Raw genomic sequence first — 25,906 nt, forward strand, 5'->3', positions numbered from 1 at the left:
TAAGGATCTGTAATGAAATTTATTAAATCGACGTTACTGCTGGTACTGAGCCTTTGCGCTTTTATTAGTTTTGCCGAGCAAACAGCAACAATTTCACAACAAGATTTACTCGCCTTAATGGCAAAGCCGGCAAGTGAAACTGTGGTATTAGACGTACGTACGGCAGAAGAATTTGCTCAAGGTCATATCAAAGGCGCGATTAATATCAGCCATGATCAAATAGAGAAAAATCTTAATAAAATTCTTGCCTATAAAGATCAAACGGTAGTTGTGCATTGCCGTTCAGGGCGCCGCGCGGTGAGTGCAGAAAATGCCTTGCGTGCCGCTGGTTTCAGCGACCTTCGCCATCTTGATGGCGACATGAAAGGTTGGCAAGCTGCCGATTTACCACTGGTAAAGTAGCGATAAAATAAGTGTCTGAACTACTCTATTGGCTTGATCTATTTGGTGTCGTTGTTTTTGCCTTTTCCGGGGCTTTGATGGCGGGACGTTATAAGCTTGATCCCTTTGGAGTTGTGGTATTGTCAGCCGTTACCGCAATTGGTGGCGGCACCATTCGTGATGTGATTTTACAAACACCGGTTTTTTGGGTACAAAACCCTATTTACCTGTATGTGATTTTGGCCACCGCAGTATTAACTATCATCTTCATTCGTTGCCCAAAACGCATCCCAAAACGCTTTCTCCTTATCTCTGATGCTTTTGGTTTGGCCTTGTTTGCGGTTTTAGGCACAGAAAAGGCCTTAAGCTTAGGGGCGGCAATTCCTGTCGCCATTGTTATGGGCACTATGACTGGTGTTGCTGGTGGCATGATACGAGATGTCCTGTGTAATGTAATTCCGATGATATTACGGCAAGAAATTTATGCCACGGCAGCAATTTTAGGTGGCGCCTTATATACCTTAATGCGATATCTGGCGTTTCCTGAATATATTGCCATTATCGTTGCCATCATAGGGGCACTAGCCCTACGCTTAGCCGCGATTTATTGGCGAGTCACTTTACCCGCCTTTCAAATATTAGAGTCTGAAACTATAAAAAAAGACCAATAATCGTTAATACAACCATTATCGGTCTTTGCCTCCCTGAACCGTCACTACAAACCGCTAACAGGCCTAAAATGAATAACTAACACCAACACTCGCATTAGTTCTTTCTAGGTCACCAAGGTCATGATGTTGTACACCTACATTCATGCCCATACCGTTGTCCCAACGATATTGCCAGCCTGCTTCAAGATATAAACCAACACCTGACTCATCTGCTATTTTGATGTGGTCGACACTTAATTCATACTCGTAAAACTCTGCGCCTAGCTTTGCATATAAACTATTGCGTTTTGATAGACTTAAATCGGTTTTAAAGGCGACAATAAGACTATCTTGACTATAATTATCAACGTCAAGTGAGAAGTGGTTATTACCATCCGCTCGACAATCCCAGCTGTTTTCCCCGTCGTTATCACATTTCCAATCATCAACATCTTCAGCACGAGCTAAACCTACTTCTAGGTAATAATGCGGCGAAAATTGGTAGTTATAGTAAAGATATGATTGGCCAACACCAGTACCATCGGTATCTTTTCCTTTATAGTCGATACCACCACCTGAAAATGCCAAGCCGACGCTATGAGGGCTTTCTACCTCTGCACTTGCTGAAAAGCTCACCGCAGCGACGAGTAATAGTGGTGTAAAAATGGTTAATAGTTTCATCTGCTAAGTCCTTATGTTTAAGATGATGCTATTGTGAAAGAGAAGTTCAGAGAGATCTGTTTTACAAGTGTTTTGAAGATGTAGAATTGTGTAAGAAAGTGAGAGATAAATGCTATTTATTGCAAGGTAGTGCTTGAGGATAAAGCACTACTACGGATAATGTTATTGGCTGAATAGTGTGAATTAAGCCTCTATTCCCCAGCCATCATTATAGCCCTTAAATTTAGCCGCTAATTGTTCAAACTCAGCTTCTTGAGCAACTATGGCCTCATAACTTGGTGTCATATTAACCGTGCAATTAACATCCCACACATTTGGCATTTCATCTGGCACTATCTCTACAACCATTTCTGGTGCTTGTGTTGCCAAATGAGCAACCATGTCTTTAGCCTGTTGCTCTTGTTCAAATAACTGAAAAAATACCACCTTGTGTATCACAGTTAAATCAACACCCGCTGCTTGCATTTCAGCAAGAACTTGACCAGTTTCGTCATTTGGAAATGTCATAGGTAAATAGTATTTATAAGAATGTTGTCGCTATTATACCCTTAAACTTAAACAATATGTTTATCTCAAAGAGAATATTTCTAGCAAATTATTTCACTTACAAGTAAGTCAATTCTCAACACTACAAATATTTTGTTGGCAGCTTAATTTCAATTGTGGGCTAACAGGCGGACAGGAAAAAATATCGCTATTCTGGGTATTGAGCTTTTTCAGTAATGAAGCGCCAATATTATTAATTGCGACAGTGCACTTAGTATTTTTAAAGTTTACCTTTGCTACTTGGCATTGTTGCACAGAAATACAAGTGAGATTACTTATAACAATGTTTTCAAATTGCTCAATCACATATTTATTTTCGGCATCGGTTATGACTTTTTGCTGTTTTTGGGCTTGTGACTCAGCTTGAGGATATTCAGCTAACATCGCCCGTTGTCGCCTTCTTTGCTGTTTTGCTTTTTCAGCTAGGCTTGCTTGTTCGAGCTGTGCTTTTAATGCTGTAGTCGTTTTCTCGTTTTCGTTTAACAAATAACCTAGGCCCAACAGTATCACCATAAAACCGGCTAGCACAATTAGGGTAATCGTCAGCCATTTAAGCATCAGACAAACGTTCGGTTAGTTTATTCACTCGAGTCAGATTGTTGCCTTTAGGATAATCTTGCAACATTTGCGCTATGGCATTATTGATTTTCTCCTGCATCTCTCGACTATTATCTTTTTCTTTAAAGCCTAAGGGATAAACACTGCGCCAGACTGAGCGCTGACTAGCGGGGTCAATAATATCAAGTATCAAACTACCAGGCGCCATTTTGGCTTCTAAGTCGCTACGGGAAGCTTGCCCTGCCTTTAAACAATAACCACAATATTTCACTTCACGATTATAAAGTTTCAATTCATTGAAGTTCCGATTAATAACATGGTACGCAATCAGAATATCGGCTTTCTTTAAGGTTTTATAGTTAAAGCCATTGTCATCAAAACCTTGCTCAATTGCCAGTTCGATGGTATTTCGCGTGCTATCACTAAGGTTTTGTAAATCACTAAAAGCAGAGTTACGGCCATAAGTGCTGTAGCTTTCTACCATAGAAAAATCAAAGCCGCCACGAAAGGAGGTTGTTGCTACCTTCGATGATGAACAAGCACTAAGGATGGCTATTAACGCTAGGCAGCTAAGTAATCGAGTATTTATCATGTAGCTTTCAAACAAAGAATAATAAGACTAGATTACCTATCTGCCTAAAAATTACAACATTGTCTCATACTCTGTTGCAATTAACTGACGGGGTAAATGTGGGTTATAGAACGTCATAACTGACATGTTCAAAGTCGATAACACGACCACCAAATTCAGTGGCAAAGGCATCAGCGTCACCTTTAGCAGAAAAGCTTGCTAAGGTTTTCCCCATAGCTCCGGTTTTACTGGAGCCGACAACAAACCAAGCTTGGCGAGCATCAATAAAAAACTCATCTTTCGGCGCATCCCAAGGCGCTTTGCTCATATCATGAACAAGAATCGTGGTAACGTTACGTTTATTTTCAGGATCTAAGTAGAAGCTAAACATGTCTCGAGTCGAACAGAATTTTTTCACCGCATTACCATCGGCTTCAGTAATCCCCTTGCGAAATAACTGCCCTTTAGGGCCAGAAAAGTTAGTGATTAACATGCCACATAAATGACATTCATCAGCACTTTCAATGGCAACCGCCTGATGAATAATTTGCTGTTGTTGAGACTGATCAGAGCAACTTGCCACAGCAATCAAAACAAGAGATAGAATAAATTTACGAAACATTGCGGTTACCTTTACAGTTTTTTGTTTTTGAAAATAATGGATGCTAGTGCCAGTGGCGCAGCAACCCAGCAAAGCAGTATTGTGAATAATTGCCCTTGGGTTAAGTTCGCTTTAATTGCAACAGCCAGAGCACCGTTAACGTCAGAACTGTCTAATCCTGCCAAGTTAACTAGGCGAAAAATATCTGCCGGATTTAACATCATTAATTGGGTTAACGCCGATTGACTTAGACCCGTTTCAGCGCCAACCAATAGTGCTAATAGCGCAAGGTCAAACACCAATGCAAAAAAGAACCAAGTGATCAAAGCCACGCCCGCCGCTTTAGACTTTTCACTAGCAACTAGGCTGATCATATAAGCTATCGCCGTGAAACTTAAGCCCAATAAAGTTGCGCTTAAAATGAAATAAGCGAAGGTTTGTAAAATTGCCACATCGTTATTTTGAATAAAAAGCAGTAACGCTGAACTACCAAAGCCTAATACTGTTGCCAAGGTAATAATGCCGCCTTGACCGAGAAATTTTCCTAGCAATAACTGATTTTTACTTAGTGGGTAAGTCAATAACAACAATAATGTTCCACCTTCTTGCTCACCGACAAAACTATCGTAACTTAATAATAAGGCAATAAGTGGGATCAAAAACACCGCTAAACTTGCCAAGCTGGCAATGGTAGTTGATAACGACGTTATACCAACCGTGCCAGACGCTGCGGCACCAAAGTAGGTTAAACCAACGGAAAGCACGGCGAAAATAAGCGTAATCGACAATAACCAACGATTACGTAAACCATCTTGAAATTCTTTATTGGCGACGGTAATTATTTCTCTCATTACGCACCTGCCTTATTGTTATTTGTCTGCATTTGCTCTGCTTGTGCTAAATAGTATTGATAAACTTGCTCTAAATTGGCTGACTCAACAGTAATGTCGCTAAGGCTTTCATCTGCCACTAAATGACGTAACACCTTAAGCTTATCTTGCTCGGGAACGGTCAAGTCACCGGTAGAATTGACATAAGACGTTAATAACGGGTCTTGTTGCAATGTGCCATTTAAGCCTTTTGGTTTGATCTGTGTTGGTAAACTCGCCTGTGCTCTTAATTCAGCTATTGTGCCAAGCGCTAACGTGTTACCACCGGAAATAATCATCGCTCGGTCAATATGCTGTTCAACACCCGGTAATACGTGAGAACACAGTACAACACTGGTTCCTTGAGTTTTTAATTGGTCAACACTTTGATAAAACTCAGCCGTGGCACTTGGATCTAAGCCGACGGTAGGTTCATCTAATAACAAAAGTTTTGGCTCGCCAATAAATGCTTGCGCTAGACCTAAGCGCTGACGCATACCTTTTGAATAAGTTTTAACTTGTCGGCCCATGGCGTGAGCAATACCCACTTGCTCTAATAAAGCTTTAGCATGAGTCTTTGATTGCCCCTTTAAACGGGCAAAATAGGTGAGCACTTCCAAGCCAGTTAACTGCTCATAAAACATGACATTTTCTGGCAAATAGCCCATTTTCGCGCGCATATGCCAAGCGGCTTTGTTGTCAGGTTTCATGCCCATGACAGTAACATCGCCAGCATCAGCAGAAATAACGCCTAAAATAAGCTTCATCATGGTGGTTTTGCCGGCGCCATTATGGCCAAACAAGCCCAATACTTCGCCCTTTGCTAATTGCAGGTTTATAGCTGAAAGTGCCTGTAAACGGTTATAATTTTTGCTGACATTTTCAAGAGAAACGACTGGTGTTTTCATTGTAATTAATTGGCCTTATTCGCATTTACGGCTAACTGATCATCACTGTTTTTCAGTGATGAAGCGATATGACTTGCAGTTCTCGGTTGCACTGACGATTGCATCAGTGGAAAACTGTCTTTAACGCCTGGTGGTTTCAACACGGGAAACTCTTTTTGAATCCAACGCAAAATCAGTACCACGGGACTGTCCATGATCATTTTCATTTCTGGGTATTGCCAAATCAATTGATCAATACCGTCATTGGGTTCAAAAATAACATCACCAATATTATCGCCATTCATGTCCCAGCCTAAATAATTGCTCCAATAATTGCCTTTGCCTTCATGGCTCCATTCTTGTTTTTTATTGGAAACATATTTCACTTGTATTGGGTTGTTAATAAAACTATTGCCATAGACCTTAGTATTTTCCGAACCTGCGGTTAAATGAATGCCAATTTCAGCGGTATCAATGTGATTATTCTTAATCGTGTTATAGGCAGAGTTATAGACAAACAAGCCTTTACCGTCTCGACCTAACACCTTATTTTCAGTCTTAGTCCAAACGTTTTTAATTTGATTATTACTAATGGTTGACGAGGTAATAAAGTTCATTAAAAAACCATAATCTTCACTATCAAGACTGCGGTTGCCATCAACCACTAAATTACGTGAACTCATCAAAGCATATCCGGCACGTGTGTTATAAGCGTAGTTATTTAGCACCTTGTTGCTATGAGAGTACATATAATGCACGCCATAGCGTAAATCGTGCATGGTATTATTTTCTAAAACATTATTTTGGCTTGAGATAATATACAGACCATCGCGGGTATTAAATACTTCGTTATTTCTAACTTCCACTTGTTGAACAATGGATAATTGAATACCGTTGCCACGGTCAGCTGAACGCAGTGCCGTGTTGCCTTCAATAACATTACCCAAAACTTTTATATTTTTACCTTTTTGCAACCAGATTCCAAAACCGTCACCTTTTAGGCGATTGTTTTTAATGGTGATATTGCTGGCATTGGTATCGGCATAAATACCGGTATCTTGCGCAGTTAAATCATCTCCCCAATTTACAATTGTTAAGTTCTCAATCGTAATATCACTTTCTTTTAAAACCAAGGCATTACCTTGACCCTGAGCATCTATAATCGCAGCATTATCAACTTCACTACTGCCCAAACTAATCTGGTGATTGACGACAAAATTACCTAAATAACGCCCTGGCGCAAGCTTAACGATGTCGCCATCAACACTCGCATCTAGCATTTGTTGCAAATTATCATCAGGAGAAACTTGAATAGTTGCAGCTAAGGCACGGCCTTCAATACTGAAAACCAAAACAAGTATCGACAATATTTTAAGTAAAGGAAATTTCAAAAACTCAACCTTTTAGAATTAAAAATGCGGCAATAACAAAAATTGCTATTGCCGCTTATTTTACGCTGGTTAGTTTGATTATTCTAACACTAACATATAGTTAGCAAGATAAATCAAATCACTTATGCAAATACAAATGCCTAAGCTTCTACTAACATACGGCCACGCATTTTCATGCTTATTTGACCACGCTGCGTGACAGAACCATTTTAGGTTCTATCAACAGCAGTTCACCTATTATTAGGCTTCAACCAACATACGGCCGCGCATTTCCATGCTTATTTGACCACGCTGCGTGACAGAACCATTTTAGGTTCTATCAACAGCAGTTCACCTACTATTAGGCTTCAACCAACATACGGCCACGCATTTCCATGCTTATTTGACCACGCTGCGTGACAGAACCATTTTAGGTTCTATCAACAGCAGCTCACCTATTATTAGGCTTCAACCAACATACGGCCGCGCATTTCCATGTGTAACGCATGACAGAACCAATTACAGTAATACCATTGTACGCCTGGTTGGTTGGCAGTGAAAGTAATAGACGCTGTCGCTTGTGGACCAATTTCCATTTGTACACCATGGTTAGTAATACAGAAACCATGTGTTACATCTTCAACTTGGTCAAGGTTAGTTACGATAACAGTAACTTCATCACCTAACTTAACTTTAAACTCATTCATGCCGTAGTTTGGTGCAATAGACGTCATGTAAACACGTACTTTCTTACCGTCACGGATCACTTTGTTGTCCATGTAAACATCAACACCATCACGTTTTGCTTGAGCAATCGTTTCAGCAAACATTGGATCAGTGCGAGGCCACAATTTTAATGGCTTCATTTTACTGCGGTGAACCATCATACAATCATGCGGTTCAGCGTATGTTGGGCCATCATGAACAAGTTTCATTTCGTCACCAGAAATATCAATTAATTGATCATTTTCAGGGCGTAATGGACCCACAGGTAAGAAACGGTCTTTCGAGAACTTACAAAGTGAAATTAACCATTTACCATCGGCGTCACGTGTTTCACCTTGTGAGGTGTGGTTATGACCTGGTTGGTAATGTACATCAAGTTTTTGACGAATGTAGTTAACTTTTTTACCGTTATGCGCATCGATCGCATCTTGTACGTTCCACTTAGCAATTTGGCTATCTAAGAACAAGGTAGTAAATGCATTACCTTTGTTATCAAAAGCAGTATGTAGTGGACCTAAACCTAGCTCTGGTTCTGCAACAATAGCATCACGCGGCTTAATTTTATCGGCAAATAAATCATCTAATTTCTTGATAGAGATGATTGAAACAGTTGGTGATAACTTACCGTTAGCAACAAAGTATTCACCATTTGGTGATGTGTTCAAGCCATGTGGTGATTTTGGTACTGGAATATAACGTGTTAAGTCAGAGCCTTTACGACCGTCTAATACTGGCACATTATTACCATTGTAAGTTTTGAATTTACCGGCTTTTAATGCTGCTTCACAAGCTGCTAAGCTGAAAATTACAACATGGTCACGTTCTGCGGTGATCATTTCACCTAAGTTCATACCCATTTCTGAGTTGTAACAGGTTGAAGCGAAGTATTTACCGTCGTAATCCGCATCAGTATTATCTAAGTTACCGTCAACCATAACTTGGAAAGCCATTTCCATGGTTTCAGCATTAATAACATTATAAAGTGAACGGTAAGTGCTAACATCTTCCATGCCCGCTTTACCATCGTTGTTCATTGGAATTTCAAATTCACCATTACAAACAACGTACTTAGTATAAGGTGCTTTTTGTACACGTAAACCATGAACAGCTTGGATATTTGGTACGGTAAGCATTTTGTCACACTTCATTACGTCACAGCGAATACGTGCGACACGTGAATTAGCTTTATCATTGATAAAAACGTACTTACCGTCATAACTACCGTCTTGCATACTCATATGCGGGTGATGCGAGTCACCAGCTAATAAATGCGCACTATCACCTTTGATACGCTTACTTTCGTCAGTTAAACCCCAGCCTGTTGCTGAGTCAATGTTGAATACTGGAATACGCATCAATTCACGCATTGACGGAATACCTAGAATACGTACTTCACCTGAGTGACCACCTGACCAGAAACCATAGTATTCATCTAGATCGCCTGGGTGGACGAAAGGACTATTAGCCGCTTCAGCTGCATTAGCTTTCGCCATAGATGCAAACATAGCTGCGGTCATAGGAGCAGCAACAGCGCCTGCACCAACTAAGGCTGTTTTACCGAAAAACTTACGTCTGTCGGCATTCTCCAACTCATTTTGTTTTGCATTATCTTCGTTGTTACTCATTAACGTTCTCCGTTGATTTGTTCGTTTTGGTGTTAATAGAAAATTTTTATCCGACATTTACTGCCGCTATTTCTTGTTCTTTGTACTTATTTTTTTTATATTTTTGCTTTTTCAATGGTGGACATTTGTCATCATTAAAATAGGTTACCTGACAATCTAAACAGTAGTGACACTCACGCATGTTGATTTCACCATCAGGATTAATCGCTTGAATTTCACACTCTTTTGCACAGGTTTTGCAAGGCTGGCCACACTCAGGACGGCGACGTAACCAGCTGAATAAACGCACACTATTACTGGTTGAAAGTGCGGCACCTAGCGGGCATAAGTAACGACAGAAAAACTTACGATTAAAAATGTTAATAGTTAATAATATTAGTGCATAAAGTATAAACGGCCATTCACGGTCAAATTTCAATAAGAACGTGGTTTTAAAAGGTTCGATCTCTGCAAATTGCTCAGCTAATGCTAATGAATCAAGTGATAAAGCAAATAACCCTAACAGCACTAAATATTTAATTGCCCATAGGCGCTCATGTACGGCCCAAGGTAATTCATATTGAGGTATTTTTATGTAGCGTGCAAAAACATTAATCAGTTCTTGCAAGGCACCAAATGGACATAACCAACCACAATAAACCGCACGGCCCCAAAGCAACATAGTGACAGCGGCAGCCCCCCATAACATGAATATTACTGGGTCGAGTAAGAATAAATCCCAAGAAAAGTCAGACATAAAGGCTTGTAGGAAAGTAAAAACATTCACCACTGATAATTGTCCGCCCCAAACCCAGCCAATAAAGACCACAGTTATCACTAAGAAACCGTGACGGAAGTTATGCATAAAGGTGGGGTGTCTAACTAAAATATCTTGGAAAAATAATGTTGCAAGCAACAGCACCATCAATATCGCTAAAATAACCACTTCGGTGTTTTTCTCTTGCCATACTTGCTGAGTCAGGGTTAATTCCGGCTCAGGCAAAATAATTGGCGGGCGGTTCATGTACTTGTCTAAACCATGGTAACTGCCTTTAAAGCTGGTAAATACACTATCAATCGCGCCTATTTGACGACGAACCAGTAACTCAAACTGCCAATCAACACCAGGATTAAACTCTTGATGCTCACGCACAATAAACAATGACATTTCTTGAAAATGCGGCGCACCTTCAATAAATAAATCAGTAACACGGTTATGATCTAAATCGCGAAAAGCAAAAGCGGCATCATTTTGTAAAATCTGAATACGGTCAAAAATAGCGCCACGCACATAACCTGAGCCTTTAAACGAATAACCATTACCCAGTACCACCATGGCATGCTCGCCCGGTTGCAATGTTTTCATTAGCCATTCGTATTCACTGTCACCCAAAATATTACGACCTATGGTTGGGATATCAGCTTGAGCAAAGTAAACCTCAGCAAACATATCTGATTTTTGCTCAGGCGAAGCTTGTTCAATATTTTCCGCCTCAGTTCCGACAAAGGCTTCATCTACGGTATTGCGGTCTAAATACAGCTTGCGAATAGAACCGTCACCCACTAACGTTTGCCAATCCGCTTTTTGATAAACATCAGGGAACACGGTTGCCAACGGTTGTTTGATTTCGTCGGCTGCTTCGATAATGCCTAATGAACGGGCAACTTTAGTCGCCGCTTTAGTAATCGCAACATTCATCACCATGACAGTAACAGTAGCGCCTGACAGGCCATCTAAGTGGATCATGTCACCTTTAGCATTACCACCAACTTTCAAACGGTCCCTAACATTCAGGCCCGGGTACTGATCAGAGAACGCCCATAATTTACTCTCAGGAATACCGGCAAGAATAATAGGTTCATGGTGCTCTAAAACTTTTGCGCCAAGATAAACACCGTTAGGATCAATTGCCACTAGCATGTTCACGGGTTCGCCGGAGTAGGCTGGAATTCTGGCAATATCATTGGTTTCAAATGCATAACCAATAATTTCATCTTGGTTATAGATAGTCCATGTCAGCGGGTCGCCAGCTTTGTCTGCTACTTTCGTAGCTTGTGGGAAAATTTCATGGATAAGAGGCAAGGGATCTCGTGCTTCACTCACAAACAAGGCATGCGCAGAAAACTGAGCAAGTGAAAGAAGTAACAACGTAAACAGCATTAACTGTTTTTTACTGTGCAACAAAAAATGTAGCATTGTTGTGTAATACCTTAGTGCATAAGTTAGTCGTTATAAGCTGAGAAAAATGGGCTACTCACAAATAATACAACTGCGACAATATGTCGCACATATTACGCCCTTTGAAATTCACCATACTGACTTAGATCAATAAAGCTAATTTAATTCTAGAACATAAATTTAACTCTGCATGACAATCGTAATCATTTGTAAAACAACACTATCTGCACTGTATTTTTACCTAACTAGGAATAGATATTTAAACAACATATTGTCGAGGTAAGCCAAATAAATATCATGCCAATATTTAATTTCAATATAGAAATCACCTGACTATGGCTAGCTTTAATATAAGGATAATTTCACCTGAGTAGTGAAGATTTGGATTGGAATTTCATAAAAAAAGCCAGTACAAAGTACTGGCTGTTTGTTGGAAAGGTACTGGCTCGTCAATTGGTTTTACGATATCTCGCAACCAATTAACTCAGTTAACTATTGAACGATTATTTTGGCAAATTTACGTTTACCCACTTGATAAACTGCACTAGAACCCGCGTTAATCACTAACTTGTTATCGGCAACTTTCTCGCCATCAATTTTTGCCGCGCCCTGCTTTATCATACGCATGGCTTCAGAAGTACTTGCCACTAAACCAGCTTCTTTTAGCAAGTTAGCAATAGCGATTTCACCATTTTCAGTCTCAATACCCATTTCAGGCATATCGTCTGGCAATGCACCTTTTTGAAAACGGTTGATAAATTCTTGGTGCGCTGCTTCAGCTGCTGCATTATCATGAAAACGTTCAATTAACTCTTTAGCTAAGTCAATCTTTACATCGCGAGGGTTAGCACCTGCAGCAATTTTATCTTTGTAGCCTTGAATAACAGCCATTGGCTTAAAGCTTAATAACTCGTAATAACGCCACATTAAATCATCAGAAATCGACATGATTTTGCCAAACATTTCATTTGGCGCATCGGTAATACCAATATAGTTATTCAATGATTTAGACATTTTCTGCACGCCATCTAAACCTTCTAACAATGGCATCATTAATACCGTTTGAGGGCGTTGTCCTTCAGATTTTTGCAGCTCACGGCCCATCAATAAATTAAACTTTTGATCGGTACCGCCTAGTTCAACATCGGCTTCTAAAGCAACAGAATCCCAACCTTGCACTAACGGATACATAAACTCATGAATGGCAATCGCTTGCCCGCCAGCATAACGCTTTTTAAAGTCATCACGCTCCATCATACGGGCAACGGTTTGACGAGAGGCAAGTTTTAACATGCCGGCAGCACCTAATTTTTCCATCCAGGTTGAATTAAATGCCACGGTGGTTTTTGCCGGATCTAATATTTTGAATACTTGTTCTTTATACGTTTCGGCGTTAGACAAAACATCTTCTTTAGTTAACGGTTTACGGGTAACATTTTTACCAGTTGGATCGCCGATCATGCCCGTGAAATCACCGATTAAGAAGATAACTTCATGACCTTGTTGCTGAAACTGACGTAATTTATTGATCAGTACCGTGTGGCCAAGATGTAAATCTGGTGCGGTTGGATCAAAACCCGCTTTAATTTTTAACGGCTTCCCTTGTTTTAGTTTCTCTAACAATTCATCTTCTAGCAGAATTTCTTCCGCACCACGTTTTATTTCTGCAAACGCTTGGCTTACATCTGACATTTACTAGGCTCCAAACAGAGGGATTAATAATTAATTGCCGAATTCTACTGCAATTTTCACTAGGGTGAAAACCCTATCATTGTTTCAGTTGATATTATTTTGTTATAGTAAACGACAGTTGTCGTATTAAATTCTCATCTATAGGTCTTAGTTTTTTGAAAAATATAAAAAATTTATATTTTGCCTTACCCAAACAGCACCAAGTAATTATCGTCTCCTGTGCTGCATTGGTATTGTTTTTATTAATGGTGCCGTTAAAAGGTACTAATCATCTTAATTCAAATATCAACGGCGAATTTATCGCCGGGCAACGTTACCAAGTCGCGATGCCAGCTCAAGGTACTAAATCAGCTGCGGATGCAAACATTCAAATACCGGCCAAACAGCTGGCACCACTGACCATCACTCAAGATAATGAAAATTCCGCTAGCAAAAGCCGAATGGAAGATGTTGAAGACGGTGCAGCACAATTAAATTGGCAAACAGTAAAAGTAAGAAGCGGTGATTCGCTGGCAAAAATATTTAAACGTAATGGTTTAAACGCAACAACAACACATAAAGTGATTACGGCCAAAGGCCAAGAAAGCAAATTATTAAAAAAATTGAACGTCGGCGATACGCTGCGTATTGGTAAAGATAACGACGGTAAACTTGTCTCGTTAGAGTACCCACTGTCAAAAACAGACACCTTATTCGTGAATCTGCAACAGCAGCAATATCATGCCCATAAAGAAAGCAAAAGTGTTGAAATTCGTGAAGCCTTTGCCCAAGGTATCATTAAATCTAACTTTTGGAATGCCGCCTCTTCTGCCGGACTAAATGATGGACAAATCATTAGTTTGGCCAATGTCTTTGGCTGGGATATAGATTTCGCCTTAGATATTCGCGAAGGTGACAGCTTTAATGTGATTTTTGAGAAGCAATATATCGAAGGCGACTTTATCGGCACAGGTAAAATACTGGCGGCAGAATTCGTTAATCAAGGCGATACTTTTCAAGCCATTCGCTTTACCGATGATGAATATTACTCTCCTGATGGCAAAAGTATGCGTAAGGCATTTTTACGTGCGCCAGTAAATTTTAGATACATTAGCTCAAACTTTAAACGTAAACGATTTCACCCGATACAAAAGCGTTGGAAATCGCATAACGGCACCGATTACCGAGCCAAAAAAGGCACTCCTGTTGTCGCGGCCGGCAATGGTAAAGTCACACATGCCACTTATAACAAATACAATGGCCATTATGTTTTTATTCAGCACGGCAATGGCATAGTCACCAAGTACTTACACTTTTCGAAGCGTGCCGTTAAAAAAGGTCAACGAGTAAAGCAAGGACAAGTGATTGGTTATGTGGGCTCAACAGGAATGTCACAAGCGCCACATTTACACTATGAATTTTTACTTAATGGCGTTCATCGTAACCCTAGAACGGTAAAATTACCTGATGCTAAACCGATCAGTAAAAAATATCGCGGTGAATTCGAGGCACTGGCATCACAGCGTATTGCTGAGTTATCAGGCTCACGACAAGCATTAGTCTCAATGCAAGATAAAACTGAGAGTGCGGATTAGTATGAGCGATAAAGCGCGTTATATTGGCCTTATGTCGGGTACCAGCGCTGACGGTATTGACCTTGCACTTGTTGAGTTTGATGTAGATAACTCAGAGCAAGCCAACAAAGCGAATTTAATCGCTAGTTATTATCAAGCCTATGACAATATTACTCATAACAAAATCACTAGCCTTTATAATCCGAGCAATCACGAAATTGACCGTGCCGGCAGCTTAGGTATTGAGTTAGCCAAACAGTTTGCAACAGCAATTAATCAATTCTTGCAACAACAACAATTGACTGCCAATGATATCACCGCAATCGGTTGCCATGGACAAACCATTCGCCATCGTCCGGTGAAAAATAACGAAATTAACGAGCCTTTTACCTTACAAATAGGCTGTTTACAGACACTCGCCGTGTTAACAGGCATTCGGGTTGTCGGTGACTTTCGCAGCAAAGATATTGCCTTAGGCGGCCAAGGAGCCCCCTTAGTGCCTGCCTTTCATCAAGCTATTTTTTCCTCCACCGAAAAAGATGTTTTTGTGGTTAACATTGGCGGTATCGCAAACATTACATTTTTGCCTAAGAACGCAGCTAACAAAACCACTGGCTTTGACACTGGCCCTGGCAATGCACTCATGGATTATTGGTTTTCACAGCATCACAATGCTCGCTATGATGAAAACGGTGTTTGGGCAAAATCAGGCCAAATTTCGACCTCTTTATTGCAACAAATGTTAGCCGATAATTACTTTACTCAACCGCCACCAAAAAGTACCGGACGAGAGTATTTCAATCGCCATTGGCTTGCACAATTTATCGCTCAATCGTCGCTTTCTCCGGCCGATATTCAAGCAACATTAACAGCATTAACGGCAGAAACAATCGCCAATGAAATTTGCCAATTAAGTACGAAATCTGACGTATACATTTGTGGCGGTGGCGTTGAAAATAATTACTTAGTTTCACTGCTAAATCAAAAACTTAATACACATTCATTAGTGAATACTCATACAAAAAATATAAATAGTGATTCATTGGAAGCAATGGCATTCGCTTGGTTAGCATTCGCTTTTGATAAAAATATTTTTAGCAACATTCCAGCAGTAACGGGGGCTAGCAAGCAAGCTGTTTTAGGTATCAGTGTTAATCCTTAAAAAGGACTAGATTTGAATAATTTTCTCTTTATAATAAGTCGTCCACGTTGAAAAAAAGCACATTTTTTGCGGAATATTTGAACTATTTGCAGTATTAATTTTCAAAGTATATGCGGTTTGCTTAATCGAATAACGCATTCGATCATCGACGACAATTGAGGAGGAAATAATGGAATTTAACGATATTCATATTGGTATGAAATGCGGTAGTAAAAAAGGTAGCGGCACCGTTACTTGGATAGATGGCTCAACCCGCACGATTTACATGGCAAATACTGATAACAATAATAGTTTTGAAGTTGGATTTGAAGAGATCATTGTTGATCCTCAAGCGCACAACAAAGAAGACACATATTACTAAGTTTCATCCTACCGAAACATATAATATAGAAGAGCTCCTACGGGAGCTTTTTTATTGTTTAGCATTTAATTTTTCACCTATTCATCTGCATAACTTATACTTAAAAGTGAACCAAAAATGCTAAAGCTCAGTATTGTAACTGAGCGCATTTTATTTTTCGTGACTCATCGTGCTACTTGCCATACTTAAGTATGCTAACGGAGGCTATGTGAATATTCTGATTACTGGTGGCAGTGGCCTTATCGGACGATCACTAATTATGGCACTAAAAGCCGATAATATTATTGTTCTAACACGCCAACCTGAAAAATCAGCAAAAAAATTACCCAGCAACATAAAACTCATCACCTCACTTAACAACGTTGATTTTAACAGCCTTGATGTGGTTGTGAACCTGGCCGGTGAAGCCATTGTAGACAAGCGATGGACACCAGCGCAAAAAGCACGTATTTGTCAGAGTCGCTGGCAAACAACACAACATTTAGTTGAAAAAATACAAGCGGCAACATCGCCACCACAGTGTTTTGTTTCCGGTAGTGCGATTGGTTTTTATGGCCGCCAAAATGGCCAGACTATAGACGAGAACTACCAAAATATTCACCCAGAATTTAGCCATGAAATCTGTCAACAATGGGAGCAAATTGCACAACAAGCAAGTTCAGAAAAAACCCGAGTTTGTCTGTTACGCACTGGAATAGTTTTAGCCAAGCAAGGTGGGGCATTAAAAAAAATGTTACCAGCTTTTAAATTTGGTTTGGGTGGACCAATTGCTAATGGTCAGCAATATATGTCGTGGATCCACCTTGATGATATGGTGGCAATAATTTTGGCCGCAATTTATCAACCAGAACTATCAGGGGCTATAAATGCTACGGCACCTATGCCGGTAACAAACCAAGAGTTTTCAGAAACCTTAAGCACAACACTTAATCGGCCTTGCTTATTTCGCGTCCCAGCTTTTATGCTTAGATTAATTATGGGGGAGTCTGCCGACTTGCTATTATATGGGCAAAATGTGCTGCCAAGAAAATTACTCAATAATCACTTTAAATTTCAATATCCTTCTTTACAGATCGCGTTAAAACAACTATTAATTAAGATATAAAATAAATAAAAAGTTTATCTGGGTCGTCACTTGAAAGCAGAATTTATCGCACACGGAAAATGCAGTTATACCGTTGAAGATAACATCATTACTATCGACGCAACGGGCCCGTGGAATTTAGAATTTTTCAAACAAATGCACCGCGAATTATCGGAAATAATTTTACGTGATGTCGACTTCCACAACTTTGCCATATTGCTGATCTTAAAAGGCGACTCATTTGCCGCACAAGATGGCTTAGATTATCACCTAAACCTTGTCAGACAAGGACCAACTAAGGCGCTGGCACTCAACTCTTCTTTAAGCAATGCCACTGCCATTACCCAAAGTATTTTTAAAAAAGTCTATGACAAAGCAGGCTTGACTAATCAAAGCTTTAATTCAACAGCAGAAGCAAAAGCATGGTTGAGAACTCAGTTAAACTAGCTCACTTTCTCAAGCACTTTATGATGCCCGCTATGCTCTAAGTTAAGTAACACAATAAACCGAGTTTTTACGTTCGCATTATTCAATAAAAGCAATAAACCATTAAAAATCAGGGCAATGATTGACATAAACGGCATTTGCCTTGATGATTAAAACTCCCGATTTCACATTGCAATTCTTGGACAATATCGTGATTTTTACGCAATTAATTTACGGCGCTTTACTCATTATTGGCACTGTCTTTATTCAAGTGGCTTTCATTAGCACTTTAACGCACTGTTTACACCTTATGACCGCTTGGCTTTCTAAGCCCCCCATTCAATTTAAAACCATTTTTGTGCTCAGTGCCATGGTACTTTGGTTAGTCGCTGGTCTTAGCGTTAGCGCGGCACTATGGGCTGGCGTTTATATTTTTATTGGTATTTTTGATAGCCTTGAACCGGCGCTGTACTTTTCTATTGTTACCTTTTCTACTTTAGGTTACGGCGACATTGTATTAGATCCTCAATGGCGAATTCTTGGCAGTTTAACCGCAGTTAATGGTTTAATTATTGTAGGATTAAATACTGCGGTACTCGTAGAAGCAATCGCCCGTATTAGAGCCGCTCAACATGGTATTTCAAATGTCTAACATCGCCATTGATAGCTTTTTGTCATACACCGTAGGTATTATCGTATTTTTCATTGGTGTAACACTAACAAAACGCGTCAAAAAATTTCAAGATTACAATATTCCAGAGCCAGTTATCGGCGGCTTATTAGCCGCCATCATTATTTATGGCTTTTACCTAGCTAGCGGCATCGAAATCAGTTTTGATTTATCGACCCGTGACCGACTCCTAGTTTATTTCTTTACCGCAATCGGTTTAAATGCGCGCTTTTCTGACTTAGTTAAAGGTGGCAAGCCGTTATTAATCTTACTTTTTCTTACGCTAAGCTTTATTGTCGTACAAAATTTGGTCGGTATGAGTACCGCGACATTATTAGGTTTACCTATCGGTATCGGGATATTAACCGGCTCAGCCTCTTTAATTGGCGGCCACGGCACCGCAATCGCGTGGGCGCCGGAAATTAAAAACCTAGGCATTGCAAATGCACTGGAAATTGGCGTTGCTAGTGCAACATTAGGCTTAGTGGTCGCTAGCTTAATTGGCGGCCCTATTGCTAAGTTTTTATTAGCTAAAAACCAACTGTCAAATCATAAAAAATCCGATCCGTCAGTAGGTATCGCTTACGATAAAGTCAATACAGAAACCTTTAATCACCTTAATTTTATGTCGGTCATTTTGGTGCTGCATATTTGTATTATTATTGGTTACCTAGCAAATAATTTTATTACCGAACTCGGTTTTAAATTACCACTATTTGTCACTTGTTTACTTACCGGAATTATCCTGTCGAATACGATTCCGTTATGCTTTCCAAAGTTAGCTTGGCCTGCCCGTACTCGCTCTTTAGCTATTGTTTCAGATTTTTCACTGAGCTTATTTTTAACTATGTCGCTTATGAGTATGCAACTATGGACAATCGCTAACCTTGCTGGCCCCCTGTTGATAATTTTAACCTTACAAACCTTAGCCGCTGTGGCATTTATTTTACTGATTTTATTTCCATTAATGGGCAGAAATTATCAAGCCTCGGTATTAAGCGCTGGTTTCGGAGGTTTTGCTCTTGGGGCGACACCAACAGCTATCGCAAACATGACTGCGGTAACTAAAGCCCACGGGCCTGCGCCTATGGCCTTTATTATTTTACCACTAGTCGCCGCATTTTTTGTCGATGTGACTAACGCATTTGTCATTAGCTTTTTATTGCAATATTAGTGAATTGCTAAAAGGTGGTTTTTAAGAAGTTGAGATATTAAGAGTAACAGAGTAGTAAATTACAGCCATGAAAGGTGTTCATGGCTGTGCAGCATATTCAATCGTTAATTATTTTTACCATGGGCACTATCAACCGCTTCACGAAAGCCTACCGCCCAATTATCAAATGCCGATTCAACATCAGCCCAAGTACTCCAAGGCTTTTTATTGAACATATAGCTGCCACGGCTACTTTCGACAACAACGGCATTAACGGTATTGCTTAACGAGTCTTTAAACACCGCCTCAACCGTAACTTCACCAACACTGGTTTGTAAGCCAGGCACCAAAAACACCGAAACATTCGTTGCCGCTGTCGGTACTTTTAAATCAGAAATAATAAATGAGATGCGTAAGGTATTCTCGGCTGAGCGGGTGACAACTTTATACCCTGCAGTGGTTAATTCTTCAGACATCACTTTGTGAAAGTAATCTTGCATCTCAGCAATATCTTCTACTGGAATATCTTTCATACCAGGGTCTTTATAATCAACGAGAATCGGGTCAATAATAAAGCGACTATACTGCGCTAATGTTGGTGCATTGGCTCGTTTATAAATAAGCGTTGGTTTATGGCTAGTATCTAAAACTAAATCGGAAACATTGCTTGCAATAGCGGCTCTATCAACGTCTTTACTCACTTGTGCGCAACCCGTTGCCACAAGCAGCAGCAATAATAAAAATCCGTTTTTGCTTAACTTCGCTGCAATATGTTTCATAAATAATCTATTCTCTAGTTAGCTAGTGTTAGCTAGAAGTATTTCTAGTTACTATAGATATTACAGGCACTTAAATAAACGAAGTGTAATTATTTGTTAAATTAGCTACCAAATTTGCATAGACACTAAGTGATGAGAAAAAATTTATGAATTGAACACCTTATTGCCTGACCATGAGCGAATTAGCGCCCACACAGCAAGTACAATAAAAATGGTATGCACAAGGACAAAATAGGTAATTACAAATACCCAAGTCCAGCCAGAATTAAAGCCACCAAGTAAAATCATCAAAATGCTAACTAATATTAACGCCGCCGCTGCGATTAAATTCAGCTTAATTGCAAACGATAAGTGATAGCCCGACAAGCTATTTTTTTCACATTTATTCAACTTCATCAGCAGTATAATAAAGGCAATTCCTGGTAAGAAGGTTACGTTTAGTATTGACCATAGGGCAATATTAGAGGCTTGCTTTATTTGTTCTTTACTTTGAATCTTTGATTGTAAATTCACTTTTAGCCACCTTATTTTGATTGCTTAGATTATTCTAATTAGTTCACAAATTTAAAATTCGAATGAAACGCCAACTGATATTAGAAAAATACCGTGGCGATAATCAATGAAGGAAACAAAATAAAATACATCCGCATCAATAAGCGTAAGTTCTTATTGGCATGTTTCAACTCCATGAAATGATCAATAACGGTAAGACCTTTATACATTACCGTTAAAGCGACAATAATACTAACTAGGGCGGTTGACTCGAATTGCTCACCTAAAAAAGTATTAAATAGGGTGATAAATATCAGTGCTGCCCAGAACCATTCTAATTTAGTAAATTCTTTCATAGTAGCCTCTAACGTAACACGTAAAGTAATGGAAAGATTAGAATCCACATTAAATCTATCATGTGCCAATAAACTGCGAGGGCTTCTAAACCACTGTGCTCTTTGGCTGAATATTGTCCCGCACGCAAACGAAAAATTACCCACAAAATAGCGCAAGACGCCCAACCTACATGCAAAAAGTGGTTAAAAGTCATGTAATAATAAACGGTATAGAATTCATTGGTACTGGTACTTAAACCTTGTAGATTATTCCAATAGAATTCCCAGGTTTTAATAATCAGATAAAAAGCGCCACAACTAACCGCTAACCATAAATAGCGTTCACACTTAATGCGGTTATCAAGTCGAATATTCATCATGGCTTTTGCCATAAAATAGCTACTTGATAATAGTATTATCGTGTTGGCAACACCTAAACTGGTGCTTAGTCCTTGTGGCCCTGTGGCAAAAACCTCAGGATAGTGGTATTTCGCGATGAAGTAAGCGACAAAAAAAATCGCAAACTCAGTTAGCTCAGATAAAATGCCAACCCAAATCGGAATATTGCCAGGGATCCTTCCGGCATGCTCCTCACTCCAAGAGCGTGGAAAAATCCCTAATGAATTGCTTGGATATTGGTTATTCATATCAACCTTATTCAATTGGCGCCAAATTCAATACTATCTTGAAATATAGGTTACTAAAGACGCTTTACCAATCTCTAGTCACCCAAGATAGTGTTTCAACTAGCCGTTAATAATCTAACAATTACAGGCTGAAATGATATTTTCATCGGGTAAATTGCTATCTGAAAACTAAGTCGTCATTACATTGGTAAAGCCCTTAATTTTGCATGATTAGCATACAGATTTGATGAGAAACTTGTGTGATATAAATCAAATTTTGGTGAAAAGGTAAGCAATATAATTTTGCTATCTTGCTTGACGCATACTATTAGTCTAGGCAACAGTAAATAAGACCAATAAAAAAGGTGAGCCGTAGCTCACCTTTTCTTAACGTATATTTCTACAAGGTATTTCCTAGAACGGAATATCGTCATCAAAATCAATCGTTGGTTCTTGCGGGTTTACCTTAGGAGCATTTTGTTGGAAACCGCCGCCTTGCTGTGGAGCAGACTGTTGTTGGAAACCAACACCTTGTTGTGGAGCAGACTGTTGTTGAAAGCCACCACCTTGTTGTGGCGCAGACTGAAAACCACCAGATTGTTGTGCAGGCTTATTGTACGCTTGTTGAGGTGCAGCTTGTTGCTGAAAGCCACCTGACTGTTGAGGTGCCGCTTGTTGTTGGAAGCCACCACCTTGCTGTGGAGCAGACTGTTGTTGGAAACCGCCGCCTGCTTGAGCACCACTACCACCACGTGAATCTAACATTTGCATTGTGCCGTTAAAACCTTGTACCACAATTTCAGTGGTGTATTGGTCTTGGCCTTGTGCGTTCTGCCACTTACGCGTTTGTAAAGCACCTTCAATGTAAACTTTAGAACCTTTCTTTAAGTATTCACCAGCAATTTCAGCTAACTTGCCGAACATAACTACACGGTGCCATTCTGTTTTTTCTTTTTGTTCACCCGTTTGCTTGTCTTTCCAACTTTCAGAAGTTGCAATAGTGAGGTTAGCAACACCACCACCGTTAGGCATAAAACGTACTTCAGGATCTTTCCCTAAGTTACCTAAAATTATTACTTTATTGACACCAGCCATGAACAAAATCCTATAATTGCAGTAAAGGGGCACTTTACCGATTTAACATTATTCCAAGCGACAACTTGCTCAGAATATTTATTTTTAATAACGATAGAGAGATTCTATCACTACAGCTAAAAAATTTCGCGAGATTTACCCCATTTTTCTAAAATATTTTATCAAATAAAAATCGACATCTACTCTGCAATAAATAGGTGCTTTTGCATTTCATTTTGCACATCGGCTGGAATTTTTAAAGACTGCTGATTTTCATAACAAAAATGCACCATTACCGCCGTACCTGATGCGCACTTTATATTGTTTTGCCATAATTCTTGATAAACATCGAACGACGAGCCACCTATTCTGCCAATATAGGTACGTAAGGTTATTTCTTTACCGTAGTAAATTTGCGCATGAAAGTTAACATCAATTTTAGCTAAGATAAGCCGCCATTCATTTAAATTTAATTCCGGCATAAACCATTTAAAAACAGGATCTCGTGCCCCTTCAAACCAAACAGGCACCATAGTATTATTGATGTGCCCAAGTGCGTCGGTATCACTAAATCGGGTGGTTATCACTTCGCTAAACATAAAAACTCTTTATAAATGGAAATTTTGCCCAACATTCTACAGAGATTTAGCTTTAAGGTAATTAAATTCATGGCGCTTTGATGTATGCTTGAGCCAGATTAATAATAAGAGTAATAATAAGATTAATGCTATGACAGATTTTATTGAAGTTTACCCCAACGCCCTAAGTCCAGAGTTTTGTAAAAAGTTTATTTTGGACTTTGACAACAGCAAACACAAAGTGCCTGGCAGAACAGGTAATGGCGTTGATACCACTAAAAAATTGAGCCAAGATATTTATTTGAATCAACATGCTGATTTTCAACCGGCTTTGCAAACTATTCTTCGTGCTTGTGGTGACAATATTACTGACTATATTGGCAAGTATTTCTTCAGTCTGATCAGTGGTATCTCACTAACCGTAAAACATCCAAAAACCCAAGAGCCGGTAGTGCTTACCGCAGATAATTTTGAAGAAGTTGGCAAACCTAACTTATTTAATTTAGTGCGCTACTTATTTAATCTGGCGCCCATTAATGCGCAACGCTATGAACAAGGCAAAGGCAATTATGGTTATTGGCACTCTGAAATATTCCCACAGTTAGGTGAAAACAAAGCACTGCATCGAGTGTTGTTGTTTTTGATTTATTTAAATGATGTGGAAGAAGGTGGCGAAACTGACTTTTATTATCAGGATAAAAGCATTAAACCTAAAGCAGGCACTATGATAGTGGCACCGTGTGGTTTTACACATACTCATCGCGGCAATATACCTATTTCATCGAATAAGTATGTATTAACTTCATGGGTAAGCTTTAACCCTGCGAATCAAATATATACGCCTGCCCAATAATTTTTCTCTCATATGAAAAAAGCACAGCAAATTAGCTGTGCTTTTCTTTTAAAGAATATTAAAGAAAGCGTTTTAATATTCTATCTATTTGCGTCATCTTTATTTTTTTCAGTAGCTTTCGCGGCTTATCAGGATAGCTATTAATCCCCTCTATTTGCGACGAACTACTAATCACTTGTGTATGCGTGGTTATACGTTGAAATTCTTCCGCAAACTTTTCCCGTAACAGGCCTTGAGGATCATCCAATAAAATACCATTTTCGATATCTAACGCCCATGCCCTTGGGTTTAAGTTGCTGCCGGTCAGCATATGATAACGGTCGTCAATAACCAGTCCTTTTAAATGAAAGCTATTCGAACCGTCTTGCCAAAGCCTTAAGGTTAGTTGTCCGTTATCTAAATACTTTTGGCGTCGTGATAAAAAGGCTACCAGCAAACGCTCATAAATATAAGGCACTATTTCAACAGTTGAAAAGGTTTCTTCATTGGCGTTATAAAAGTCATTGGCTTTTTTATCACCGACCGTCAATGTCACTTTAACACCACGTTTTAAAGCGGCATCTAAGTCGCGTAACAAGGGCTTAGGCAAATTAAAATAAGGCGTAAAAATAACCATAGTGTTTTGGCTACTTTTAACTAAATCCCGAATCACTCGATTGAGCTGATTGCCTCTGCGGCCACAACCAACAAACATAGCGGCTTGAATATCGGCGGATTCACTAAACGGAAAATCACGATATTTAGACTTTTTCAGCAATTTAGTTAAACGGATAATATTCCGCTTAAGTGTTTGTTTATTTGGCAAGCCTGGCTGGTTTAACTTAGGCGCAAGTTTTGAGTCGATAAAGCATCGCTGGAAATATTCACAAAAATTATCGGCTAATGCTTGGCTTTGAATACGATAATAACGATCAAGGCGATAACGCTCAGCCTGCTGTAAATAAACGTCATTGATACTGGCACCAGAATAAAGCAGCACATTATCGATAACCATGCCCTTTAAATGTAAAACGCCTAGCAGTTCTTTACGCTTAACTGGCACACCATAAATATCAATGGAGACATTATATTGTTGTTCTAACTCAAGATAATAATCACGATTACCACCATGTTCTTTCTCACCAATTAACCCCCGTTGGGCACGATGAAAATCAACAAATAAATGGATATCTAGCTGTGGCTGATTTATTTTCGCCTGATACAAAGCTGCTAGCACTTCTCGCCCAGCTTCATCATCTTGGATGTAGAGGGCAGAAATGTAGATACGTGATTTTGCCTGTGATATTTCAGCTAATAGTTGCTGCTTAAAATCGGCGGCCGACTTAGCTATTTCGATATCTTGAGCCGCAAGCCCTGTTGAGGATTTTAAGGTCGCCATATTAACGACCCGCCTTGCAAGAACAGACTACGTAAAGCATTTTATTATTCTTCATTAACGCGTTTAA

The 25,906-nt window shown here is 39.5% G+C and carries 28 protein-coding genes; 10 read left to right on the forward strand and 18 right to left on the reverse strand.

Annotated elements, in window-relative coordinates; all coding sequences use genetic code 11:
* The first annotated feature begins 12 nt into the window (after positions 1-12).
* Positions 13-402 carry a rhodanese-like domain-containing protein gene (locus AC27JP_RS05150; protein ID WP_487112694.1) on the forward strand — a complete coding sequence of 130 codons (390 nt, stop codon included), beginning with the start codon at positions 13-15 and terminating at the stop codon, positions 400-402.
* Between the two features lie 11 nt (positions 403-413).
* Positions 414-1,052, forward strand: coding sequence for a trimeric intracellular cation channel family protein (locus AC27JP_RS05155; protein ID WP_487112696.1), 639 nt, complete (start codon positions 414-416; stop codon positions 1,050-1,052).
* Between the two features lie 63 nt (positions 1,053-1,115).
* On the opposite strand, the gene AC27JP_RS05160 is transcribed toward AC27JP_RS05155, so the two are convergent.
* The 11 genes from AC27JP_RS05160 to tyrS form a co-directional block, all read right to left on the reverse strand.
* Positions 1,116-1,712 (reverse strand): outer membrane beta-barrel protein, encoded by a 597-nt coding sequence (locus tag AC27JP_RS05160; protein ID WP_487112698.1) that lies wholly within the window; start codon positions 1,710-1,712, stop codon positions 1,116-1,118.
* Between the two features lie 183 nt (positions 1,713-1,895).
* Complete coding sequence (locus tag AC27JP_RS05165; RefSeq protein ID WP_487112700.1) at positions 1,896-2,219, reverse strand: ribonuclease E inhibitor RraB; 324 nt, start codon at positions 2,217-2,219, stop codon at positions 1,896-1,898.
* Between the two features lie 108 nt (positions 2,220-2,327).
* A complete protein-coding gene (locus AC27JP_RS05170) occupies positions 2,328-2,816 on the reverse strand; it encodes a hypothetical protein (RefSeq protein ID WP_487112702.1) in 489 nt (162 codons plus the stop codon).
* The gene (locus AC27JP_RS05175; protein WP_487112704.1) at positions 2,809-3,408 is read right to left on the reverse strand and encodes a DUF4136 domain-containing protein; all 600 of its coding nucleotides are present in this window, start codon (positions 3,406-3,408) and stop codon (positions 2,809-2,811) included. The genes AC27JP_RS05170 and AC27JP_RS05175 overlap by 8 nt, the downstream gene beginning before the upstream one ends.
* A 103-nt stretch (positions 3,409-3,511) precedes the next feature.
* On the reverse strand, positions 3,512-4,009 hold the full coding sequence (locus AC27JP_RS05180) for a nitrous oxide reductase accessory protein NosL (RefSeq protein WP_487112706.1): 498 nt from the start codon (positions 4,007-4,009) through the stop codon (positions 3,512-3,514).
* Between the two features lie 11 nt (positions 4,010-4,020).
* Positions 4,021-4,839 (reverse strand): ABC transporter permease, encoded by an 819-nt coding sequence (locus AC27JP_RS05185; RefSeq protein ID WP_487112708.1) that lies wholly within the window; start codon positions 4,837-4,839, stop codon positions 4,021-4,023.
* A complete protein-coding gene (locus AC27JP_RS05190; RefSeq protein ID WP_487112710.1) occupies positions 4,839-5,765 on the reverse strand; it encodes an ABC transporter ATP-binding protein in 927 nt (308 codons plus the stop codon). Before AC27JP_RS05190 ends, AC27JP_RS05185 begins: the two co-directional genes overlap by 1 nt.
* A gap of 5 nt (positions 5,766-5,770) precedes the next feature.
* Positions 5,771-7,135: a nitrous oxide reductase family maturation protein NosD gene (locus tag AC27JP_RS05195; protein ID WP_487112712.1), complete on the reverse strand. Its 1,365-nt coding sequence runs from the start codon at positions 7,133-7,135 to the stop codon at positions 5,771-5,773.
* Positions 7,136-7,575: 440 nt separating this feature from the next.
* A complete protein-coding gene (gene nosZ, locus AC27JP_RS05200) occupies positions 7,576-9,465 on the reverse strand; it encodes a TAT-dependent nitrous-oxide reductase (RefSeq protein ID WP_487112714.1) in 1,890 nt (629 codons plus the stop codon).
* Between the two features lie 46 nt (positions 9,466-9,511).
* On the reverse strand, positions 9,512-11,641 hold the full coding sequence (gene nosR / locus AC27JP_RS05205) for a transcriptional regulator NosR (RefSeq protein WP_487112716.1): 2,130 nt from the start codon (positions 11,639-11,641) through the stop codon (positions 9,512-9,514).
* 474 nt (positions 11,642-12,115) lie between these two features.
* Positions 12,116-13,315: a tyrosine--tRNA ligase gene (tyrS, locus tag AC27JP_RS05210; RefSeq protein WP_487112718.1), complete on the reverse strand. Its 1,200-nt coding sequence runs from the start codon at positions 13,313-13,315 to the stop codon at positions 12,116-12,118.
* A 155-nt stretch (positions 13,316-13,470) separates the two neighbouring features.
* On the opposite strand from tyrS, the gene AC27JP_RS05215 reads away from it, so the two are divergent.
* From AC27JP_RS05215 to gltS, 7 genes are all read left to right on the forward strand, one after another.
* On the forward strand, positions 13,471-14,889 hold the full coding sequence (locus AC27JP_RS05215; RefSeq protein ID WP_487112720.1) for an OapA family protein: 1,419 nt from the start codon (positions 13,471-13,473) through the stop codon (positions 14,887-14,889).
* 1 nt (position 14,890) lies between these two features.
* Positions 14,891-16,030, forward strand: coding sequence for an anhydro-N-acetylmuramic acid kinase (locus AC27JP_RS05220; protein ID WP_487112722.1), 1,140 nt, complete (start codon positions 14,891-14,893; stop codon positions 16,028-16,030).
* A gap of 169 nt (positions 16,031-16,199) precedes the next feature.
* Positions 16,200-16,391, forward strand: a complete 192-nt coding sequence (locus AC27JP_RS05225) for a hypothetical protein (RefSeq protein WP_487112724.1) — start codon at positions 16,200-16,202, stop codon at positions 16,389-16,391.
* A 208-nt stretch (positions 16,392-16,599) separates the two neighbouring features.
* On the forward strand, positions 16,600-17,496 hold the full coding sequence (locus tag AC27JP_RS05230; RefSeq protein ID WP_487112726.1) for a TIGR01777 family oxidoreductase: 897 nt from the start codon (positions 16,600-16,602) through the stop codon (positions 17,494-17,496).
* 30 nt (positions 17,497-17,526) lie between these two features.
* Positions 17,527-17,922 carry a hypothetical protein gene (locus AC27JP_RS05235; RefSeq protein ID WP_487112728.1) on the forward strand — a complete coding sequence of 132 codons (396 nt, stop codon included), beginning with the start codon at positions 17,527-17,529 and terminating at the stop codon, positions 17,920-17,922.
* Between the two features lie 145 nt (positions 17,923-18,067).
* Positions 18,068-18,553: an ion channel gene (locus AC27JP_RS05240; protein ID WP_487113473.1), complete on the forward strand. Its 486-nt coding sequence runs from the start codon at positions 18,068-18,070 to the stop codon at positions 18,551-18,553.
* Positions 18,546-19,745 carry a sodium/glutamate symporter gene (gltS, locus tag AC27JP_RS05245; protein ID WP_487112730.1) on the forward strand — a complete coding sequence of 400 codons (1,200 nt, stop codon included), beginning with the start codon at positions 18,546-18,548 and terminating at the stop codon, positions 19,743-19,745. Before AC27JP_RS05240 ends, gltS begins: the two co-directional genes overlap by 8 nt.
* A gap of 104 nt (positions 19,746-19,849) precedes the next feature.
* Here the strand turns inward: gltS and AC27JP_RS05250 are convergent, their stop codons facing one another.
* From AC27JP_RS05250 to AC27JP_RS05275, 6 genes are all read right to left on the reverse strand, one after another.
* A complete protein-coding gene (locus tag AC27JP_RS05250; RefSeq protein ID WP_487112732.1) occupies positions 19,850-20,503 on the reverse strand; it encodes a DUF3313 family protein in 654 nt (217 codons plus the stop codon).
* 144 nt (positions 20,504-20,647) lie between these two features.
* Complete coding sequence (locus AC27JP_RS05255; RefSeq protein ID WP_487112734.1) at positions 20,648-21,016, reverse strand: hypothetical protein; 369 nt, start codon at positions 21,014-21,016, stop codon at positions 20,648-20,650.
* 80 nt (positions 21,017-21,096) lie between these two features.
* Positions 21,097-21,351 (reverse strand): cytochrome C oxidase subunit IV family protein, encoded by a 255-nt coding sequence (locus AC27JP_RS05260; protein ID WP_487112736.1) that lies wholly within the window; start codon positions 21,349-21,351, stop codon positions 21,097-21,099.
* Positions 21,352-21,359: 8 nt separating this feature from the next.
* Positions 21,360-21,977, reverse strand: coding sequence for a cytochrome c oxidase subunit 3 family protein (locus AC27JP_RS05265; protein WP_487112738.1), 618 nt, complete (start codon positions 21,975-21,977; stop codon positions 21,360-21,362).
* 393 nt (positions 21,978-22,370) lie between these two features.
* The gene (gene ssb, locus AC27JP_RS05270; RefSeq protein ID WP_487112740.1) at positions 22,371-23,051 is read right to left on the reverse strand and encodes a single-stranded DNA-binding protein; all 681 of its coding nucleotides are present in this window, start codon (positions 23,049-23,051) and stop codon (positions 22,371-22,373) included.
* 179 nt (positions 23,052-23,230) lie between these two features.
* Complete coding sequence (locus tag AC27JP_RS05275; RefSeq protein WP_487112742.1) at positions 23,231-23,629, reverse strand: acyl-CoA thioesterase; 399 nt, start codon at positions 23,627-23,629, stop codon at positions 23,231-23,233.
* 130 nt (positions 23,630-23,759) lie between these two features.
* On the opposite strand from AC27JP_RS05275, the gene AC27JP_RS05280 reads away from it, so the two are divergent.
* On the forward strand, positions 23,760-24,461 hold the full coding sequence (locus AC27JP_RS05280; RefSeq protein ID WP_487112744.1) for a 2OG-Fe(II) oxygenase: 702 nt from the start codon (positions 23,760-23,762) through the stop codon (positions 24,459-24,461).
* 58 nt (positions 24,462-24,519) lie between these two features.
* Here the strand turns inward: AC27JP_RS05280 and pssA are convergent, their stop codons facing one another.
* Positions 24,520-25,839: a CDP-diacylglycerol--serine O-phosphatidyltransferase gene (gene pssA / locus AC27JP_RS05285; protein ID WP_487112746.1), complete on the reverse strand. Its 1,320-nt coding sequence runs from the start codon at positions 25,837-25,839 to the stop codon at positions 24,520-24,522.
* Between the last annotated feature and the right edge of the window lie 67 nt (positions 25,840-25,906).

The sequence above is a fragment of the Colwellia sp. SU-HH01172 genome (assembly GCF_057553355.1).

Coding starts and splice junctions, on each gene's coding strand:
- AC27JP_RS05150 (WP_487112694.1), top strand. CDS start 13: ATGAAATTTATTAAATCGACGTTACTGCTGGTACTGAGCCTTTGCGCT.
- AC27JP_RS05160 (WP_487112698.1), bottom strand. CDS start 1,712: ATGAAACTATTAACCATTTTTACACCACTATTACTCGTCGCTGCGGTG.
- AC27JP_RS05165 (WP_487112700.1), bottom strand. CDS start 2,219: ATGACATTTCCAAATGACGAAACTGGTCAAGTTCTTGCTGAAATGCAA.
- AC27JP_RS05170 (WP_487112702.1), bottom strand. CDS start 2,816: ATGCTTAAATGGCTGACGATTACCCTAATTGTGCTAGCCGGTTTTATG.
- AC27JP_RS05175 (WP_487112704.1), bottom strand. CDS start 3,408: ATGATAAATACTCGATTACTTAGCTGCCTAGCGTTAATAGCCATCCTT.
- AC27JP_RS05180 (WP_487112706.1), bottom strand. CDS start 4,009: ATGTTTCGTAAATTTATTCTATCTCTTGTTTTGATTGCTGTGGCAAGT.
- AC27JP_RS05185 (WP_487112708.1), bottom strand. CDS start 4,839: ATGAGAGAAATAATTACCGTCGCCAATAAAGAATTTCAAGATGGTTTA.
- AC27JP_RS05190 (WP_487112710.1), bottom strand. CDS start 5,765: ATGAAAACACCAGTCGTTTCTCTTGAAAATGTCAGCAAAAATTATAAC.
- nosZ (WP_487112714.1), bottom strand. CDS start 9,465: ATGAGTAACAACGAAGATAATGCAAAACAAAATGAGTTGGAGAATGCC.
- nosR (WP_487112716.1), bottom strand. CDS start 11,641: ATGCTACATTTTTTGTTGCACAGTAAAAAACAGTTAATGCTGTTTACG.
- tyrS (WP_487112718.1), bottom strand. CDS start 13,315: ATGTCAGATGTAAGCCAAGCGTTTGCAGAAATAAAACGTGGTGCGGAA.
- AC27JP_RS05220 (WP_487112722.1), top strand. CDS start 14,891: ATGAGCGATAAAGCGCGTTATATTGGCCTTATGTCGGGTACCAGCGCT.
- AC27JP_RS05225 (WP_487112724.1), top strand. CDS start 16,200: ATGGAATTTAACGATATTCATATTGGTATGAAATGCGGTAGTAAAAAA.
- AC27JP_RS05240 (WP_487113473.1), top strand. CDS start 18,068: ATGATTAAAACTCCCGATTTCACATTGCAATTCTTGGACAATATCGTG.
- gltS (WP_487112730.1), top strand. CDS start 18,546: ATGTCTAACATCGCCATTGATAGCTTTTTGTCATACACCGTAGGTATT.
- AC27JP_RS05250 (WP_487112732.1), bottom strand. CDS start 20,503: ATGAAACATATTGCAGCGAAGTTAAGCAAAAACGGATTTTTATTATTG.
- AC27JP_RS05260 (WP_487112736.1), bottom strand. CDS start 21,351: ATGAAAGAATTTACTAAATTAGAATGGTTCTGGGCAGCACTGATATTT.
- AC27JP_RS05265 (WP_487112738.1), bottom strand. CDS start 21,977: ATGAATAACCAATATCCAAGCAATTCATTAGGGATTTTTCCACGCTCT.
- ssb (WP_487112740.1), bottom strand. CDS start 23,051: ATGGCTGGTGTCAATAAAGTAATAATTTTAGGTAACTTAGGGAAAGAT.
- AC27JP_RS05275 (WP_487112742.1), bottom strand. CDS start 23,629: ATGTTTAGCGAAGTGATAACCACCCGATTTAGTGATACCGACGCACTT.
- AC27JP_RS05280 (WP_487112744.1), top strand. CDS start 23,760: ATGACAGATTTTATTGAAGTTTACCCCAACGCCCTAAGTCCAGAGTTT.
- pssA (WP_487112746.1), bottom strand. CDS start 25,839: ATGGCGACCTTAAAATCCTCAACAGGGCTTGCGGCTCAAGATATCGAA.